Annotated in this window: 14 protein-coding genes; 3 read left to right on the top strand and 11 right to left on the bottom strand. The window is 71.6% G+C overall.

Translation table 11 applies throughout. The annotated features are described in order from the left end of the window. Nucleotides 1-162 precede the first annotated feature (162 nt). A complete protein-coding gene (gene tesB, locus V5F84_RS19630; protein ID WP_394042049.1) occupies nucleotides 163-1029 on the bottom strand; it encodes an acyl-CoA thioesterase II in 867 nt (288 codons plus the stop codon). Between the two features lie 168 nt (nucleotides 1030-1197). On the opposite strand from tesB, the gene V5F84_RS19625 reads away from it, so the two are divergent. Further along, nucleotides 1198-2448, top strand: a complete 1251-nt coding sequence (locus V5F84_RS19625) for a ubiquinone biosynthesis hydroxylase (protein WP_394042050.1) — start codon at nucleotides 1198-1200, stop codon at nucleotides 2446-2448. Nucleotides 2449-4391: 1943 nt separating this feature from the next. Here the strand turns inward: V5F84_RS19625 and V5F84_RS19620 are convergent. From V5F84_RS19620 to hisS, 3 genes are all read right to left on the bottom strand, one after another. After that, a complete protein-coding gene (locus V5F84_RS19620; RefSeq protein WP_394042051.1) occupies nucleotides 4392-5360 on the bottom strand; it encodes an alpha/beta fold hydrolase in 969 nt (322 codons plus the stop codon). Nucleotides 5361-5366: 6 nt separating this feature from the next. Further along, the gene (locus tag V5F84_RS19615) at nucleotides 5367-5579 is read right to left on the bottom strand and encodes a Trm112 family protein (RefSeq protein ID WP_394042052.1); all 213 of its coding nucleotides are present in this window, start codon (nucleotides 5577-5579) and stop codon (nucleotides 5367-5369) included. A gap of 427 nt (nucleotides 5580-6006) precedes the next feature. Then, nucleotides 6007-7647, bottom strand: coding sequence for a histidine--tRNA ligase (gene hisS / locus V5F84_RS19610; protein ID WP_394042053.1), 1641 nt, complete (start codon nucleotides 7645-7647; stop codon nucleotides 6007-6009). 112 nt (nucleotides 7648-7759) lie between these two features. Here hisS and V5F84_RS19605 point away from each other — a divergent pair, with 112 nt between their 5' ends. Beyond that, complete coding sequence (locus V5F84_RS19605) at nucleotides 7760-8920, top strand: cobalt-precorrin-5B (C(1))-methyltransferase (RefSeq protein ID WP_394042054.1); 1161 nt, start codon at nucleotides 7760-7762, stop codon at nucleotides 8918-8920. Nucleotides 8921-8939: 19 nt separating this feature from the next. Here V5F84_RS19605 and cobM read toward each other — a convergent pair whose 3' ends face one another. The 3 genes from cobM to cbiE are packed head-to-tail and all read right to left on the bottom strand — an operon-like array spanning nucleotide 8940 to nucleotide 11376. After that, nucleotides 8940-9701 carry a precorrin-4 C(11)-methyltransferase gene (gene cobM / locus V5F84_RS19600; RefSeq protein ID WP_394042055.1) on the bottom strand — a complete coding sequence of 254 codons (762 nt, stop codon included), beginning with the start codon at nucleotides 9699-9701 and terminating at the stop codon, nucleotides 8940-8942. After that, nucleotides 9698-10084, bottom strand: coding sequence for a cobalamin biosynthesis protein (locus V5F84_RS19595; RefSeq protein ID WP_394042056.1), 387 nt, complete (start codon nucleotides 10082-10084; stop codon nucleotides 9698-9700). The genes cobM and V5F84_RS19595 overlap by 4 nt, the downstream gene beginning before the upstream one ends. Further along, nucleotides 10081-11376 (bottom strand): precorrin-6y C5,15-methyltransferase (decarboxylating) subunit CbiE, encoded by a 1296-nt coding sequence (cbiE, locus tag V5F84_RS19590; RefSeq protein ID WP_394042057.1) that lies wholly within the window; start codon nucleotides 11374-11376, stop codon nucleotides 10081-10083. The genes V5F84_RS19595 and cbiE overlap by 4 nt, the downstream gene beginning before the upstream one ends. Between cbiE and V5F84_RS19585 the strand changes: the two genes are divergently transcribed. After that, a complete protein-coding gene (locus V5F84_RS19585; RefSeq protein WP_394042058.1) occupies nucleotides 11375-12148 on the top strand; it encodes a cobalt-precorrin-6A reductase in 774 nt (257 codons plus the stop codon). The two genes, cbiE and V5F84_RS19585, sit on opposite strands and share 2 nt — an antisense overlap. Here V5F84_RS19585 and V5F84_RS19580 read toward each other — a convergent pair. The 4 genes from V5F84_RS19580 to V5F84_RS19565 are packed head-to-tail and all read right to left on the bottom strand — an operon-like array spanning nucleotide 12115 to nucleotide 17448. Next, the gene (locus tag V5F84_RS19580; protein ID WP_394042059.1) at nucleotides 12115-12876 is read right to left on the bottom strand and encodes a precorrin-3B C(17)-methyltransferase; all 762 of its coding nucleotides are present in this window, start codon (nucleotides 12874-12876) and stop codon (nucleotides 12115-12117) included. The two genes, V5F84_RS19585 and V5F84_RS19580, sit on opposite strands and share 34 nt — an antisense overlap. After that, nucleotides 12873-13598, bottom strand: coding sequence for a precorrin-2 C(20)-methyltransferase (locus V5F84_RS19575; RefSeq protein WP_394042061.1), 726 nt, complete (start codon nucleotides 13596-13598; stop codon nucleotides 12873-12875). The genes V5F84_RS19580 and V5F84_RS19575 overlap by 4 nt, the downstream gene beginning before the upstream one ends. Next, complete coding sequence (locus V5F84_RS19570) at nucleotides 13595-14230, bottom strand: precorrin-8X methylmutase (protein WP_394042062.1); 636 nt, start codon at nucleotides 14228-14230, stop codon at nucleotides 13595-13597. The genes V5F84_RS19575 and V5F84_RS19570 overlap by 4 nt, the downstream gene beginning before the upstream one ends. After that, nucleotides 14230-17448: a ferredoxin-like domain-containing protein gene (locus V5F84_RS19565; RefSeq protein WP_509277220.1), complete on the bottom strand. Its 3219-nt coding sequence runs from the start codon at nucleotides 17446-17448 to the stop codon at nucleotides 14230-14232. The genes V5F84_RS19570 and V5F84_RS19565 overlap by 1 nt, the downstream gene beginning before the upstream one ends. Nucleotides 17449-17494: the final 46 nt, after the last annotated feature.

Raw genomic sequence — 17494 nt, 5'->3', positions numbered from 1 at the left:
GCAGCACCCAAGCCTGCGAAGAGGGAATCAAGGACCGTGCCAAATGCGTAAAGCCTCGTTTACGGCGTGCTTATTTTCTCGCCACGAGACTCTTCGTCATGCGGTTGCCGCAACGTTGCCGAAATTTTAGCCTAAAAAATAATCAGATCGCTCAATTCGGCGTCACCTTGGGGCGACCGGGCGCATCAAACCCTCCTGTGCCGCGGAAGCGACCAGTTTTCCGTCGCGGGTAAACAATTCGCCCCGGCAAAATCCCCGCGCGCCCCCCGCGGCCGGGCTTTCCTGAACGTAAAGCAGCCATTCGTCGGCACGGAACGGCTGGTGGAACCAGAGCGCGTGGTCGAGGCTCGCGACCTGGATGTCCGGGTCGAACACGCTCTTGCGATGCGGCACCAGCGCGGCCTGGAGCAGCGACAAGTCCGATGCATAGGCAAGCACCGCCTGCTGCGTGCGCAGATCGTCCGGCAAGGGGCCGCGCGTGCGCACCCAGATGCTCGGCCGGGAGGTGTTGATATTGCCCGAGAGGAACGAGGGATCGAGGCTCGTCGGCTTCACCTCCAGCGGGCGTAGCGCCATCCAGTCGCGCTTGGAGGCCGCGGGGAAGCGCTTCAACAGCTTCTCGCGCCACACTTCGTCGGAGGGCAGCTGCTCCGGCTGGGGCACCTGCGGCATGGCAATCTGGTGCTCCAGCCCCGGCTCAAGGCGCTGGAACGAGGCCGACATGGAGAAGATGGCCTTGCCGTGCTGGATCGCCTTCACCGTGCGGGTGGTGAAGGAGCGGCCGTCGCGGATGCGGTCCACCTCATAGATGATCGGCACCGAGGGATCGCCGCCCAGCAGGAAATAGCCGTGCAGCGAATGGGTGATGCGGTCCAGTTCCACGGTGCGCTGCGCGGCCACGAGAGCCTGCGCCACCACCTGCCCGCCGAACACCCGCCCGCCGCCCGGGCTCCCGCTGCGACCCCGGAACAGATTGATCTCCAGGGGTTCAAGGTCGAGAATGTTCAGAAGGGCTTCGACATCGTTCATGGCGGGGCTCGACCTTGCAGGTTGCGGGGCAGGTTCGGGCGAGCGAGCCACGCGCCGTGGCGCCCGTCAAGGCCACGCTGCCCTGCGGTCCCGTGCCGCCGGGCCGCATTTTCGGCCGCCCCTGGCCCGCGCCATGCCATGGCCCGCGGGCCTATCGGAGAGAAGATCATGACCGCCAGCGCCCACACCCACACGCCCGCCACAGGCCGCGCCGATGTGGTGATCGCGGGGGCGGGGCTCGCCGGGCTCAGCCTTGCGCTCGCGCTCAAGGACGGGCTCGGGCGCGACGCCGCCATCGCGGTGCTGGACCCGGCCTTTGCGCGCGGCACCTGGGGCGATCCGCGCGCCTCCGCCATCGCCGCCGGGGCGCGCCGGCTGCTGACCGTGCTCGGCGTCTGGGACAAGGTGGCGCAGGCCGCCGAGCCCATGCGCACCATGGTGGTGACCGACAGCCGCACCCGCGACGTCGCCCGGCCGGTCTTCCTCACCTTCGACGGCGAGGTCGAGGCCGGCGAGGCGTTCGCCTACATGGTGCCGAATGCCGTGCTTCAACAGGCCCTTACCGAGGCCGCCCAGGCCGCCGGCGTGACGCTGATCGCCGAGCCGGTGCGCGATTTCTCCACCGACCGCGGCGGCGTGACCGTGTCCTACGGCGCCGACCAGACCTTGCGCGCGCCGCTCCTAGTGGCCTGCGACGGCGCCCGCTCGCGCCTGCGGGAGATGGCCGGCATCCAGACCGTGTCCTGGGCCTATGGGCAATCGGCCATCACCTTCACGGTGGAGCATGAGCGCCCGCACGAGGGACGGGCGGAGGAACATTTCCTGCCCGGTGGCCCGTTCGCCACGCTACCGCTGCCGGGCAACCGCTCTTCCGTGGTGTGGACGGAGCGGACGGCGGAGGCCCAGCGCCTCGTGGACCTGCCCGCGTTCCGCTTCCAGGAGGAGCTGGAGCAGCGCTTCGGCCTGTCGCTCGGCGCGGTGAAGCCGGTGACCAAGCCGAGCGTGCATCCCCTCGGCTTCGCCATGGCGCGCAGCTTCATCGGCGAGCGGTTCGCCCTGGTGGGGGACGCCGCCCATCTCATCCATCCCATCGCCGGACAGGGCCTCAACATGGGCCTGCGCGATGTCGCCGCCCTGGCCGAGGCGATCACGGACGCGGCCCGCGTCGGGCTCGATTACGCTTCCCCCCAGGTGCTGGAGCGCTATCAGCGCTGGCGCCGCTTCGACACGCTGGCCATGGGGGTGGCCACCGACGGGCTGAACAAATTGTTCTCCAACCATTCCGACGCCCTGCGGCTGATGCGCGATGTCGGCCTCGGCCTGGTGGCTCGCCTGCCGCGCCTCAAGGGCCTGTTCATCAAGGATGCGGCGGGGCTGACCGGCGCGGTGCCCAAGCTCATGCGCGGGGTGGCGCTGTAGCGCCAACCGGGCGCCCCGCCTCGGGGAGGGGCGCGGGTGGGACGAATCGCGGCCCGCGGGGCGGCCTCAAGCGGCGGGCGCCAAAAATGTTTCACGTGAAACAATGGCTTAGCGAAGACGAACACGGTGTGAAGCGGGTTTCTCGCGGCTCCTCCGCTGATGACACCGCGATTTCGCGTGAGATCTCGCACATGAATCCTGAGGGCGTGAACCCATCGGTTCCGTGGCCCTGAGATCGCGTTTCCTCGGCTGGCGTCTTGACCGGGAGCAGCGTCATGCACGGGCGCGACCTATGCATCCACGCGGCATCGCTGGTGCCAGCCTTTCGGGACCGCGCGGTCGCAGCGGCGTGGAGGGACGGGACAGGCCCGGCCATAATGCGCGAAGACGGATGCGCTGCTCAGGCACCCGTCGGCTCTTCATGAGAGGTCTTCTCCCTCCCCCCTTGTGGGGGAGGGGTGGGGAGGGGGGTCTGATGCCGCGAACACTCCCTCGCCGGTTGGGCTGCGCGATACCCCCCACCCTAACCCTCCCCCGCAAGGGGGGAGGGGACGCGGCGGCAAGGGGGGCTTGGGGCGAAGGTTGGAGGGGCGCGGCGAGGGCGTTGCACCGCCGCTGCGTGTGGTCGGAACGCGAGACAGACGCTGCGCCTCAGGCACCCGTCGGCTCTTAGTGAGAGGTCTTCTCCCTCCCCCCTTGCGGGGGAGGGGTGGGGAGGGGGGTCTGATGCCGCGAACACCCCGTTGCCGGTTGGGCGGCGCGATACCCCCCTCCCCGGCCCTCCCCCGCAAGGGGGGAGGGGACGCGGCAAGGGAGGCTCGGGGGTGAGGGTTGGAGGGGAGCGGCGAGGGCGTTCACCGCCGCTGCGTGTGGTCGGAATGCGAGACCGACGCTGCGCCTCGGGCAACCGTCGGCTCTTCGTGAGGGCTCTTCTCCCTCCCCCCTTGTGGGGGAGGGGTGGGGAGGGGGGCTGATGCCGCGAACACTTCGTCGCCGGTCAGCCGGCGCGATACCCCCCTCCCCGGCCCTCCCCCGCAAGGGGGAGGGGACGTGGCAAGGGAGGCTTGGGGGCGAAGGTTGGAGGGGCGCGGCGAGGGCGTTGCACCGCCGCTGCGTGTGGTCGGAACGCGAGACGGACGCTGCGCCTCAGGCACCCGTCGGCTCCTCGTGAGGGCTCTTCTCCCTCCCCCCTTGTGGGGGAGGGGTGGGGAGGGGGGCTGATGCCGCGAACACTCCCTCGCCGGTCAGCCGGCGCGATACCCCCCTCCCTGGCCCTCCCCCGCAAGGGGGGAGGAGATGCGGCAAGGGAGGCTCGGGGGCGAAGGTTGGAGGGGAGCGGCGAGGGCCGGGACGGGGCCGGCCATGACGCGCGAAGTCGGATGCTGCGCCTCGGGCACCCGTCGGCGCTTCATGAGAGGTCTTCTCCCTCCCCCCTTGCGGGGGAGGGGGGTCTGATGCCGCGAACACCCCATCGCCGGACGGGCGGCGCGATACCCCCCACCCTAACCCTCCCCCGCAAGGGGGGAGGGGATACGGCAAGGGAGGCTCGGGGGCGAAGGTTGGAGGGATGCGGCGAGGGCGTTGCGCCGCCGCTGCGTGTGGTCGGAACGCGAGACGGACGCTGCGCCTCGGGCACCCGTCGGCTCTTCGTGAGGGCTCTTCTCCCTCCCCCCTTGAGGGGGAGGGGTGGGGAGGGGGGTCTGATGCCGCGAACACCCGATCGCCGGTTGGGCGGCGCGGCACCCCCCTCCCTGGCCCTCCCCCGCAAGGAGGGAGGGGACGCAGCGGCAAGGGGGGCTCGGGGGTGAGGGGGCTCGGGGGTGAAGGTTACAGGGATGCGGCATGGGCGTTGCACCCTTCCGCCTGAGCCTGCGCCTCAGGCTGATCCCGCCTCCGCCTGAGCCTACGCCTCAGGCTGATCCGCCTCCGCCCGAGGCGCAGCCTCAGGCTTGGGTCTCGATGAAACGCACCAGCGCCGGCAGCACGCCGGGGTGAAGGGGGGCGGCGCGGTTCCTGTAAAGGGCGAAATTCGCCGCGCGGTCGTCCGGCGCCACCTTGAACATGTGGTTCGCCTCGGCCAGCGTCACCACCTCCGCATCCGGCCGGCCGCGCCGCAGGGCCGCGAGGTCCTGCCCGCCCACCTGAAGATCACGCAGGCCCTGGACCAGCAAGGTCGGGGCGCGGACATGGGCGAGGTCGCCCGCCGGGTCCACCGCGCATTCCGAAGCGAGGAACGGCTGCACCGAGGGGCGGAAGGCCATGCGCAGCGCGGGGGGCACCTCGAACACCCGCCCGCCGGCCGCCACCGTGCGCAGGATGGTCAGCGCCGTGTCCAGCATGGAGTCGGTGAGGTTCATGGCCACGAACTGGTCGCGCAGGATATCGGCCAGCGGCCGCCCGGCGCCGGCCAGCAGCACCAGGCCCGAGACCGGCACCCGCCCGGCGCTGCGCGTCGCAACGCTCGCGCCCTCGCTATGGCCGATCACGATCAGGCTGGAGACATCCCTCCGCGCTCCGAGGGCGGTGAGGGCGCCGACGGCATCGTCCACATATTGGTCGAAGCGCAGATCCTCTTCGCGCGCCACCAGGGCGCGGCTGCCGCCCACGCCGCGCTTGTCGTAGCGCAACACCTTGTAGCCGGCTCCGGCGAGGCCGAGCGCCAACTGGCGATAGAGGTCGGTCGCGATGGAGGGGCCGTTGCCGTCGCGGTCCAGCGGACCGGAACCGGGCAGAAGCAGCACCGCCGGGCCGGCGGCGCGGCCGTCGCGGGCGAGCGCCAAGGTGCCGCTGAGGCCGCCGAGCGCCCAGGGCTGCTCCTCCACCTCGAAGACGGGAGCCGCCCCGAGGCGCCGGGATCCGGTGAGCAGCAGGCCGCAGGCGCCTGCCGCGAGAAGCGCGCGCCGGCTGATCACGCAGGGTCAGCCGTTGAGTTCGGTTTCGGTCAGGCGACGGGCTTCGTCGGCCAGCATGATCGGAATGCCGTCGCGGATCGGGAAGGCGAGCTTGGCCGCGCGCGAGACCAGTTCCTGGCGCGCGCGATCATAGGAGAGCGGCGCCTTGGTGAGCGGGCAGACCAGGATTTCCAGAAGCTTGGGGTCCACTTCGTGGCCCGGTCGCTGCGGCTGCGTCATCGAACATCCCCTAAAAACACCATGCGATCCACCCTCCGCAAAGGGTCCCCGGATCGGCCACGGCATACACCAAAACGCCGCCGAGTGTAGCTGTTGCAGCGCACACGTCCATGAAGAATTTTGCCGGCACCGCGCTGGCGCACTACGGTCAAGCCCAAGATATAACAGGAGAAAGTGCGCTCCCCGAAGGGTTTTGGCGGAAGGATCAGGCCGCCTTTGCGCTCCCTCTCCCGCTTGCGGGGGAGGGCTGGGGAGGGGGAAGCGGCGCGCCGCGCTGTCCTGCTGCCGGTATCGTCCACCCGCCGCGCGAACGCCCTGCCGAACGCCCGTCTGCCCCCTCCTAACCCTCCCCGGTCTGCCCCCTCCCCAGCCCTCCCCCGCAAGCGGGAGAGGGGATGAGGCTGGCTTTTTTTGGAGAACGTGCTCCTTAGTCCGCGAGCCCGAGGCTCGGCGCCGCGCGGCGTTCGAGCACGCCGCGAATGGCCTCCACCAATTCCGCTTCCTTCACCGCGAACTGGGCCGGGCGGGCGGCGCGATATTCCGCATTGTCGGCGATGCCGGCGGCGATCTTCGCGCCTTCCACCAGATCCTTCACCTGCACCTCGCCGGCGTCCTTCTCGTTGGAGCCCTGGATGATCACCGCCGGCGCGCCGCGCTTGTCGGCATATTTCATCTGCGCCTTCATGCCGCCGCCGCCGAGATACATTTCCGCGCGGATGCCGTTGGCCCGCAGGTCCGAGACCATCTTCATGTAATCGGCGATGCGCTCGGGCTGCTTGTCCATCACCAGCACCACCACGGGGCCGATTTCCGGCTCCGCATCCATCTTGCCGAGATGGGCCAGCGCATGGAGCAGGCGCGAGACGCCGATGGAAAAGCCGGTGGCCGGCACCGCCTCGCCCCGAAAGCGCGCCACCAAGCCATCATAGCGCCCGCCGCCCGCCACCGAGCCGAACCGCACCGGGCGGCCGTTCTCGTCCTTCACCTGGAAGGTCAGCTCGGCCTCGTAGACCGGGCCGGTGTAATATTCGAGGCCGCGCACGACGGAGGGGTCGATGCGGATGCGGTCGCGTCCGTAACCGGCAGCTTCCGCCAACTCCGCGATCAATTTGAGTTCTTCAATCCCCTCCCGGGAGGTGGGGTTGTCGCCGAAATGGTCCATCAGGCCGTCGATGACGACCTTGTTTGATTCGACATGATAATTCGGCGATCCCTCCTCCCCAGCGGGGACGAATTTTTCGACCTTACCTAGCTTTTCGCGCTCGGAAGGGGGAACGGACGTCACGTCTGCAAGCAGGGTGACATTGCCTTCTTGAACGATCGCGAGAGCCAGAACTTGATCGATTGCTTCCCGATCCAGCCCCGCGCCCTTGGTGAAGTCGCCGCTCTTGGCCTCAGGGTTTTCCCAGCGGCCCGCGCCGAGCAGGTCGCGCACGCCGTCGACGCCGATCTTGTCCAGCTTGTCGATGGCCCGCAGCACCGTGAGCCGGCGCCCGGCATTCTCATCGCCGCCGAGGCCGATGGCCTCCAGAACGCCGTCCAACACCTTGCGATTGTTCACCTTGATGACGTAATCGCCGCGCGCGATGCCTACCGCTTCCAGTGTGTCGGCGGCCATCATGCAGATTTCCGCGTCCGCTGAGACCGAGGGGGCGCCCACCGTATCGGCATCGAACTGCATGAACTGGCGGAACCGCCCGGGACCGGGCTTCTCGTTGCGGAACACGAAGCCCGCGCGATAGGAGCGGAAGGGCTTCGGCAAGGCGTCGAAATGCTCAGCCACGTGGCGCGCGAGCGGGGCGGTGAGGTCGTAGCGCAGGGAGAGCCACTGCTCGTCATCGTCCTGGAACGAGAACACGCCCTCGTTCGGCCGGTCCTGGTCCGGCAGGAACTTGCCGAGCGCGTCGGTATATTCGATCGCCGGGGTTTCCAGCGCGTCGAAGCCGTACAGCTCATAGACGGCGCGGATCTTGTCCAGCATGGCGCGGGTCGCGGTCAGCTCGGCGCCGTGGCGGTCGACGAAGCCGCGCGGCAGCCGGGCCTTCGGCTTGTTGCTCTGCGTGGACATGGGGAAATGCGCCTGTTGTTCTTGTGCGGAAAGCCGCGTCTTAGAGGAGGCGGACAGAGGCGGCAAGCCGCCGCCCCGTGACGCCGCCCCGCGCCGGCCGTATGAAGGAGCCATGAGCGATCCCGCAGGGTCCATCCCCGACCCCTCCGATCCGGACGGCGCCGAATTCGATCCGCCGCCCGACCGGCCGCTGAAGCGCGGCTGGACCACGGGCACCTGCGCGGCCGGCGCCGCCAAGGCGGCGTTCGCGGCGCTCGCGGGCGGGGATTTTCCCGATCCGGTGGAAGTGGAACTGCCCTCCGGCGCCCGCCCGGCCTTCGCCCTCGCCGTCCAGGCGCTGGAGGGGGACGGCGCCATGGCCGGGATCGTGAAGGATGCGGGGGATGATCCCGACGTCACCCACGGCGCGCTGGTGATGGCGCGGGTGAAGCGCCTGCCGGCGGGCAGCGGCATCGTGTTCCGCGCGGGGGAGGGGGTCGGCACGGTGACGCGGCCCGGCCTGCCGATCCCGCCCGGAGAACCCGCCATCAATCCCGTGCCGCGCGCCATGATCGCCCAGGGCATCGCGGAAGTGGCGGCGGCGCACGGCATCGGCGCCGACGCGGAGGTGGAGATTTCCATCGCGCACGGCGCCGAGCTGGCGCTGAAGACCCTCAATCCGCGCCTCGGCATTCTCGGCGGGCTCTCGGTTCTGGGCACGACGGGCATCGTCATCCCGTTCTCCTGCTCGGCCTGGATCCATTCCATCCATCGCGGCATCGATGTCGCCCGCGCCATGGGGCTGGACCATGTGGCGGGGGCGACAGGGTCCGCCTCTGAGGCGGCGGTGCAGGCCCTTCACGGCCTCGACGAGGTGGCGCTGATCGACATGGGGGATTTCGTCGGCGGCATGCTGAAATATCTGCGCGCTCATCCGGTCGCCAAGGTCACGGTGGCGGGCGGCGTCGCCAAGATGACCAAGCTCGCCCAAGGCCTGCTGGACCTGCATTCCAAGCGCGGCGCGCCGGATCTGGACGCGCTCGCGGCGCTGGCCGAGGCGGCGGGCGGCTCGGCCGGGCTGTGTGCGCGCATCCGCACCGCCAATACGGTGGCGGAGGCCTTCCAGCATGCGAGCGCGGACGGGCTCGCGCTCGGCGATCTCGTGGCCGCGCGCGCCTGGACCACTGCGGCGGCGGCGCTGGGGCGGGCGGATGTGGCTTTGGAAATCCTGGTGTTCGATCGCGCCGGCACGCTTATGGGCCGCGCGCCCTTCGCGCCGGCGGGGAAGGGCTGAGGCCTATCCCCGATGCCCGCTATCCCCCCATGCCCCGGAAGCGGCGGACGTAATCCACGTCGTAGAGCGCGCTCTCGCGGAAATCGCGCGCGCCGAGCGCCGGCCCCACCAGAATCAGCGCCATGCGCTCGATGGGATCGGCGGCGAGCGTTTCGGCGATGTCGCCGAGCGTGCCGCGCACCAGCTTTTCGTCCGGCCAGCTCGCCTTGGCCACCACCGCCACCGGGCACCCGGCGCCGTAGAAGGGGATGAGTTCGCCCACCACCCGCTCCAGGCCGTGGATGGCGAGATGGATCGCCAGCGTCGCCCCGGTGGCGGCGAAGGCGGCGAGGGTCTCGCCCGGCGGCATGGCCGAGGCGCGGCCGGAAATGCGGGTGATCACCAGGCTCTGCGCCACTTCCGGCACGGTCAGTTCGCGCCCGAGCGCGGCGGCGGCCGCCGCAAACGCCGGCACGCCGGGGGTGAGGGTATAGGCAATGCCGTGGCGCTCCAGCCGGCGGATCTGCTCGGCCACCGCGCTATAGACCGAGAGATCGCCCGAATGCAGCCGCGCCACATCCTGCCCGGCCGCGTGGGCGCGGACATATTCCTGCTCGATGCGGTCGAGGTCGAGCGGGGCGGTGTCGATCAGCCGGGCGTCGGGCGGGCAATAGGCGAGCAGCTCCGGCGAAACGATGGAGCCGGCATAAAGGCACACCGGGCAGCGCGCGAGGAGATCGCGCCCGCGCACCGTGATGAGATCCGCCGCGCCGGGACCGGCGCCGATGAAATGAACGCTCACGCGCCGTCTCCGCTGCGCGCGAGGGCGCAGGTGACGGGGCCGAGCGCAAGGCGCGGGCCGAGCAATTGGGCGCCGAGCCCGGCGGCGGCGAGCGCCGCCGTCTCCGCCGCAGAAGGCACGCGCAGCAAAGCGACCACGCGCTCGGAATGGGTCTGCGCCCGCTCCGCCATGGCTTCGAGCTGGCCCTGGGGCACCAGCACCAAGGGCAGGCCGAGTTCGGCGGCCGCCTGGGAGATGCCCACTTCCCCGCCCTTCACGGCCGGGGTCGCCACGGCGCCGAGATCGGAGCGCCCGAGATCCGCGCGTTCCAGCGCGCCGTCGATGGCGGCGATCACTTCCTCCGCCGAGGCGCCACGGCGGCTGCCGATGCCGGCGACGATCATTGCGCCTCCCTTCCTGGCTTCATCCAGCGCCATTGAGTGATGGGCATGGCCGGGCGCCAGCCCGTCATGCCCTTGATGGGCTCCGCCCGCGATAGGGCGAGGCGCAGCAGATCACCGCCGAGCCGCGCATGCAACGCAAGCAGCACCGCTTCCGTTTCCAGGGTCACGCCATTGGCCACCAGCCGCCCGCCGGGCTTGAGCGCGGCTTCCGCAGCGGCCACCACGCCGTCCTCGCTCGCGCCGCCGCCGAGGAAAATCGCGTCCGGCGCCGGCAGGCCGGCGAGCGCATCGGGCGCCGTGCCCGCGACGATTCGCAGATGCGGCACGCCGAGCGCCTCGGCATTGCGGGCGATGCGCGCCGCGCGCGCGGGATGGGATTCGATTGCGATGGCGGCGAGCGAGGGGTCCGCCAGCAGCCATTCGATGGCGATGGAGCCGGAGCCGCCGCCCACGTCCCACAGCAACTCGCCCTTGCGCGGCGCGAGCGCGGAGAGCGTCACGGCGCGGATCTCGCGCTTGGTGATCTGCCCGTCATGCTCGAACAAAGCGTCGTCCAGTCCGCTGGCGCGGGTGAGCACCGCGCCCGTGCCTTCAACCTCGATGGCGAGCACATTGAGCGGGTCGATGCCGGGCAGGGCGAAATCATGGGCGTGTGCGTCACGGACGCGCGCGCGCGGGCCGCCCAGCGCTTCGAGCACGGTGAGGCGCGAGGCGCCGAAGCCGAGACCCGTCAGCAAGGCGGCGAGGGCGGGCGGGCCGCTCTCGTCCGAGGTGAGCACCAGGATGCGGCAGCCGGGATGCAGGAACGGGCGGATGCGGCCGATCTCGCGCCCGTGCAGCGAGACCTGCGCCACCTCGGCGAGCGCCCAGCCGAGCCGCGCCGCCGCGAGGCTGAAGGCGGAGGGCGCGGGCATGACGTGCATCTCGCCGGCGGGAACAGCGCGCGCGAGGGTGGCCCCGACGCCGTGCAGAAACGGATCGCCCGAGGCGAGCACGCAGACGTTTTTTCCGCGCGCCGCGAGCACCTGCGCCATCCCTTCGGCGAACGGGCTCGGCCAGGGATGCGCCGTGCCCGTCACGGCCTCCGCCGCCAGAGCGAGATGCCGCGCGCCGCCGAACACCATCTGTGCTTGTTCGATGCGTGCGCGGGCGGCGGGCGAAAGCCCATCCAGCCCATCCTCGCCGATGCCGACGATGGACAGCCAGGGGGCGGGTGCGGCAGTCTCCGGCCCCGTTCCTCCGGCGCCGGTGGCTTTGCCCGATGTTTCGTCCTCGTCCTGCACTTCAGCCATGAGGCGCCCCGTGCTCATTCTGGGCGGCACCCGCGATGCCCGGCAATTGGCCGCGCGACTCGCCGGCCGCCCCGATCTTAGCCTGTTGCTCTCCCTTGCGGGACGCACCGAGAATCCCGCGCCCCAGCCGGTGCCGGTGCGCAGCGGCGGCTTCGGCGGCGCCGAGGGGCTGGCGGATTTCCTGCGCGCCCACAAGACATGCGCGGTGATCGACGCCACCCATCCCTATGCCGCCAACATCTCGCGCAACGCCGCCTCGGCCTGCGCGGCGACCGGCGTGCCGCTGCTCGCCCTCGGCCGGCCGGCCTGGGAGGCGCAGGCGGGCGATCGCTGGCGTGAGGTGGAGGACGTGGTGGCGGCCGTGGAGGCGCTCGGCGCCGCGCCGCGCCGGGTGTTCCTGGCGCTCGGCCGCAACGAGGTGCGCGCCTTTGAGGCGGCGCCCCAGCATGCCTATCTGGTGCGCAGCGTCGATCCCATCGCCCCGCCGCTGGCCGTGCCTCAGGCGGACTATATCCTCGCGCGCGGGCCGTTCAGCGAAGCCGAGGACCATGCTCTGCTCGGCACGCGCGGCATCGAGATCATCGTCGCCAAGAATTCCGGGGGCAGCGCCACCTATGGCAAGATCGCCGCCGCCCGGGCGCTCGGCATCGAGGTGGTGCTTCTGCGTCGCCCGCCGCTGCCGGACGTGTCGCGCGTGAGCGATGCCGATGCGGCGCTGGCGTGGCTGGACGCCTGCCTTCATTCCGAAGCCCGCGCCGAGCGGGGCGAATAGACCAGGGGGGAAAGCCCCGGCCGCTCCACAATTCGCGTTTCCGCGCTGCCGATGAGCACGCAGGTGGCCATGTCCGCCTGTGCGCCCTTCGCCTCGGCAAGGGTGGAGAGGGCGATGCGCTCGTCCGGCCGGCCCGCCGCGCGGCCGAAGATCACCGGCACGGACGACGCCAGCACGCCGCGCAGCAGGTCGAAGGCGGCATCCAATTGCCAGGGCCGCGCGCGGCTGATGGGATTATAGAGCGCGATCACGAATCCGGCCCCAGCCGCCGCTGTCAGGCGCGCTTCCACCAGCGGCCAGGGCTTGAGATTGTCGGACAGGGAGAGCGCGCAGAAATCGTGCCCCAGCGGCGCGCCGATGCGGGCCGCCACCGCCAGCATGGCGGTGATGCCGGGCACCATCTCCACCTCCACCGCGCGCCAGTGCGGCGGTCCGTGCTCGATGGCCTCGCACACCGCCGCCGCCATGGCGAACACGCCGGGATCGCCGCCCGAGACCATGGCGACACGCGCCCCCGCCGCCGCCCGCTCCAGCGCCGCGCCGGCGCGGCTCAGCTCCTCGCGATTGTCGGTGGGATGGCGCGTCTGGCCGGGCTTCTCCGGCACGCGGGCGAGATAGGGGCCATAGCCGAAAATCTCCTGCGCCAAATCGAGCGCGGCGCGGGCCTGGGGCGTCACCTGCTCCGGCGATCCGGGGCCGAGGCCGACAACGCTGAGATGCCCGCTCACGCCGCGCCCTCCCAGCCCGGCACCAGCACGATGGCGAAATAGGGCGCGCGGGCATCGTCGCGGTCGGCGAGCGGAACATGGGTGCAGCCCGCCATGGTGCCGCGCTCCACATAGATGGCGCGCTCCAGCCGGCCCGCGCGCGCGAGCGCACGGCGGATCTTCGGCAGGTTGCGGCCCACCTTCATGATGACGGCGGCATCCGCCTGGGCGAGGCGCAGCGTCAGCGCATCCTCGTCCAGCGTGCCGGGCAGCACCATCAGCACGTCCTCGCCCTGGGCGATGGGCGCGCCCACCGTGGACCAGCAGCCCGACATGCCGGTGACGCCGGCGATCACTTCAGTCGGGAAGCGCGGGGCGAGGCGCACATGCAGATGCATGTAGGAGCCATAGAACAGCGGGTCGCCCTCGCTGAGCACCGCCACCGTCTGCCCCGCCATCAGCCGTTCGGCGAGCGCGGCGGCGGAGGCGTCATAAAAGGCCGCGATGGCGCTGCGATACGCCTCGTGCCGATGGGGAATTTCCGTCGTCACGGGATAGAGCAGCGGCACTTCCTCCGCATCCGGCGGAAAATGGGCGGCAGCGATGGCGCGGGCGTGGCTGGAATTGCCGGCCTTGGCGAAATGCGCGATCACATCCGCCGCGCCGAGCGCGCGCACCGCCTTCAGCGTGATGAGTTCCGGGTCTCCCGGCCCGACGCCGACACCGATCAAACGTCCCGTCACAGGCCGGCCCTCGCAAGCGAATTCAGCGCGGCGGCGGTGATGGCGCTGCCACCCAGCCGTCCGCGCACGATGGCAAAGGGGATGCCGCGCGGGTTTTCCGCCAGCGCATCCTTCGATTCGGCCGCCCCCACGAAGCCCACCGGCATGCCGAGGATCGCGGCCGGGCGCGGCGCGCCGGCATCCAGCATTTCCAAAAGATGGAACAAAGCGGTCGGCGCATTGCCGATGGCCACCACCGCGCCCGCAAGATGGGGCCGCCACAATTCCAGCGCGGCGGCGGACCGGGTCGTGCCGAGCCGCTCCGCCAGGTCCGGCACCTGCGGTTCGCGCAGGGTGCACAGCACGGGATTGTGGGCCGGCAGCCGGGCGCGGGTGACGCCATGGGCCACCATCTGCGCATCGCAGAGGATCGGCGCGCCGGCCTTCAGCGCATCGCGGGCGGCCGCCACGAAGCCGGGGCCGAACACGAAGTCGCGCGCCGCCTCCACCAGGCCGCAGGCATGGATCATGCGCACGGCAAGGTCGGCCTCCTCCTCGGTGAAGCGCTTAAGGTCCGCCTCGGCGCGGATGATGGCGAAGGAGCGCTCGTAAATGGCGGTGCCATCGCGCACATAATCGAACCCGGCGGCCATCAGGCGGGATGCTCCATAAAAGCCTGCGTGAGCAGGCGGGACAGGGCCTGCGCCCCGCTTTCCCCGGGCTGTCTGCCCGGCGCCGCGAGGCGGGTGAGGGTGGGGACGAGGGCCGAGGGTGCAAGCACGGCCAGCGCCGCGCCCTCCGCCGTGCCGTCTCGCACGAGGGCGATGGGAAAGTCTACAGCCGGCGCGCCCATCGCGGGTGCAAGCGGTGCGGGCGCGGCCTCGCGCGCCACCAGGGCGAGGGCGGCGGGCGCGGGATGGGCGCAGCCCTTGGCGCAGCCGGAGACATGGATGTCGAACGAGCCGTCGAGCAGCGGCGCGAGCGCGCGCGCCACCTGCGGGGCGAGCGCGCGGGCCGCCAGCCGGCCGGAGGCGCACGCCGGCGCGCCCGGACAGGCGGCGACGAAGCCGCGCGGGTCGGCGGGATCGATGAGGAGGCCGAGCGCGGCTGCCGCCTCTTCCAGGCGCGCCGCGCCGTCCTGCGTCAGCCCGATGGCGAGCAGAGCGCGGCCGGGGGCAAGGCGGATCTCCCGCGCGCCGGCCCGTTCGGCGGCCTCCACCAGCGCGATAAAAACCTCCGCCTCCAGCGCGCCGAACGGCAGGCCGATGCCCCGGGCGAAGGTGCCATCGACAAGGGGGTGGAGGTGCAGCGGGCCGGGGCGGATTTCGGGGAAGGGGTGCGTGGGTGCGGGTCGGGGCGAACGTTCGCTCTCCCCAAACGCCACCGCGCGCCCTCTCCCGCTTGCGGGGGAGGGTTGGGGAGGGGGCAGGGAGGCAAGATCCTGAGGGGGCCGGGAAGCACTTTCCCCAAACGCCATCGCGCTCCCTCTCCCGCTTGCGGGGGAGGGGTGGGGAGGGGGCAGGGAAGCAAGATCCTGAGGGGGCAGGGAAGCACGGTCGGCGCCCGCGTCGCCGTCAGCATGCGCGTGCGTGCAAATCGACGGCGGTGCGGCGGAGAGGCACTCTTCCCCCTCCCCACCCCTCCCCCGCACGCGGGAGAGGGAGCCGTGCGGCCCTTGGGGCGGGAGGAGCTCAAGGGAATCTGAGCTTTTCCCTTCCGCGCCGGCTTCCGCCGTCCGCCGTCCGTCCTCCCCAAACGCCATCGCGCTCCCTCTCCCGCGTGCGGGGGAGGGTTGGGGTGGCAGGGAAGCAGGATCCTGAGGGGGTAGGGACGCACTTTCCCCAAACGCCATCGCGCTCCCTCTCCCGCTTGCGGGGGAGGGTTGGGGAGGGGGCAGCGAAGCAGGATCCTGAGGAGGCAGGGGCGCGCAGTCGGCGCCCGCGTTCCCGTCGGCATGAGCGTGCGTGCGGGGCGACGGTGCGGCGTCGAGGCACTCTTCCCCCTCCCCACCCCTCCCCCGCACGGGGGAGAGGGAGCCGTGCGGCTCTTGGGGCGGGAGGAGCTCAAGGGAATCGAAGCTTGTCCCTTCCGCGCCGGCTGCCGCCGTCCGCCGTCCGTCCTCCCCAAACGCCATCGCGCGCCCTCTCCCGCTTGCGGGGGAGGGTTGAGGGGGCAGCGAAGCAGGATCCTGAGGGGGCAGGGACGCACTTTCCCCAAGCGCCATCGCGCTCCCTCTCCCGCTTGCGGGGGAGGGGTGGGGAGGGGGCGGGGAGGCAAGATCCTGAGGGGGCAGGGACGCACTTTCCCCAAGCGCCATTGCGCTCCCTCTCCCGCTTGCGGGGGAGGGCTGGGGAGGGGGTAGGGAAGCAGGATCCTGAGCGGGCAGGGCCGCGAGGTCGGCGCCCGCGTCGCCGTCAGCATTCGCGTGCGTGCAAATCGACGGCGGTGCGGCGTCGAGGCGTTCTTCCCCCTCCCCACCCCTCCCCCGCAAGCGGGAGAGGGTGCCGTGCGGCCCTTGGGGCGGGATGAGCTCAAGGGAATCTGAGCTTGTCCCTTCCGCGCCGGCTGCCGCCGTCCGCCGTCCGTCCGCCCCAAACGCCATCGCGCTCCCTCTCCCGCTTGCGGGGGAGGGTTGAGGGGGCAGGGAAGCAGGATCTTGAGGGGGCAGGGAAGCACTTTCCCCAAGCGCCATTGCGCTCCCTCTCCCGCTTGCGGGGGAGGGTTGGGAAGGGGGCGGGGAAGCGAGATCCTGAGCGGGCGGGGCGGTGAAGTCTTGAGGGGGCAGGGGCGCGCGGTCGGCGCCCTTGTCCGCTTCAGCATGCGCGTGCGTGCGGGGCGACGGTGCGGCGGAGAGGCACTCTTCCCCCTCCCCACCCCTCCCCCGCACGCGGGAGAGGGCGCCGTGCGGCCCTTGGGGCGGGAGAAGCTCAAGGGAATCGGAGCTTGTCCCTTCCGCGCCGGCTTCCGCCGTCCGCCGTCCGTCCTCCCCAAACGCCATCGCGCTCCCTCTCCCGCTTGCGGGGGAGGGGTGGGGAGGGGGCAGGGAAGCAAGACCCTGAGGGGGCAGGACCGCACGGTCGGCGCCCGCGTCGCCGTCAGCATACGCGTGCGTGCAAATCGACGGCGGTGCGGCGGCGAGGCGCTCTTCCCCCTCCCCCTCCCTCCCCCGCAAGCGGGAGAGGGGGCCTTGCGGCCCTTGGGGTGCGGTTGCGGCGGGGACGGCGCCGCGCGCGGACCGCGCCTCTTGCGCGTCAGCCTCTTGCCCGTCCGCATCCGGTCCGTCCGCGCGCAGCACATCTTCCATCCGTGCCGCACGTCCGAGCGCGGCGATGCGCGCCAAAAGGTCGACCACGGCCGCGACGGCCGCCTGACGGGCGAATGTGCCCAGCGGCTGCGCCCTTGCCGCATCGCCGGCGAGCGCCACCTGCCACGCGACGCCATCCTCCGCCCGGACGGCGCGCAGCCGCACGTCGGCCTTGGAGGCATCGAGCGGGCAGGCGCCGCCGCCGTCGATCACGACCGACACCTTCGGCCCGAGGCGCGGCAGAAGCCCGGCGGCGGCCACCGCCGCGCCGATCTCGCGCGCCAGAAGCCGGGCGTCCGCGATTTCGCCGGCATCGATGCCGGCGAGCGGTGCCGCATCGATGGCCAGGCCCTCGCGGGGCACCAGGGCGAGCGCGGCGACCGCGGCGTTCAGCGGGCCGATGCCCGCATCGGAAAGACCGCGAATCTGGAGGCTGCCCCGCGCGGTCACTTCCAATATGCCGTTGCCGAACGCCCGCGCCGCCTGGGCGAGGCCCACCAGGGCGCGCGGCGTGAAGGTGCCGTCGGCGGGCACGAGGCGCACCAGCAGGCCGTCGCCGGTCGCCATGGGCGCGCTCAGCGCCGGGCAGGCGCCGCGTCGGCGGGACAGCGGG

Origin of the sequence: Roseixanthobacter liquoris, from assembly GCF_043195135.2 — a bacterium.
Classification (GTDB): domain Bacteria; phylum Pseudomonadota; class Alphaproteobacteria; order Rhizobiales; family Xanthobacteraceae; genus NCEH01.
Note: the sequence above shows the minus strand (reverse complement) of the source record. Positions and strands in the feature narration are given on the sequence as shown.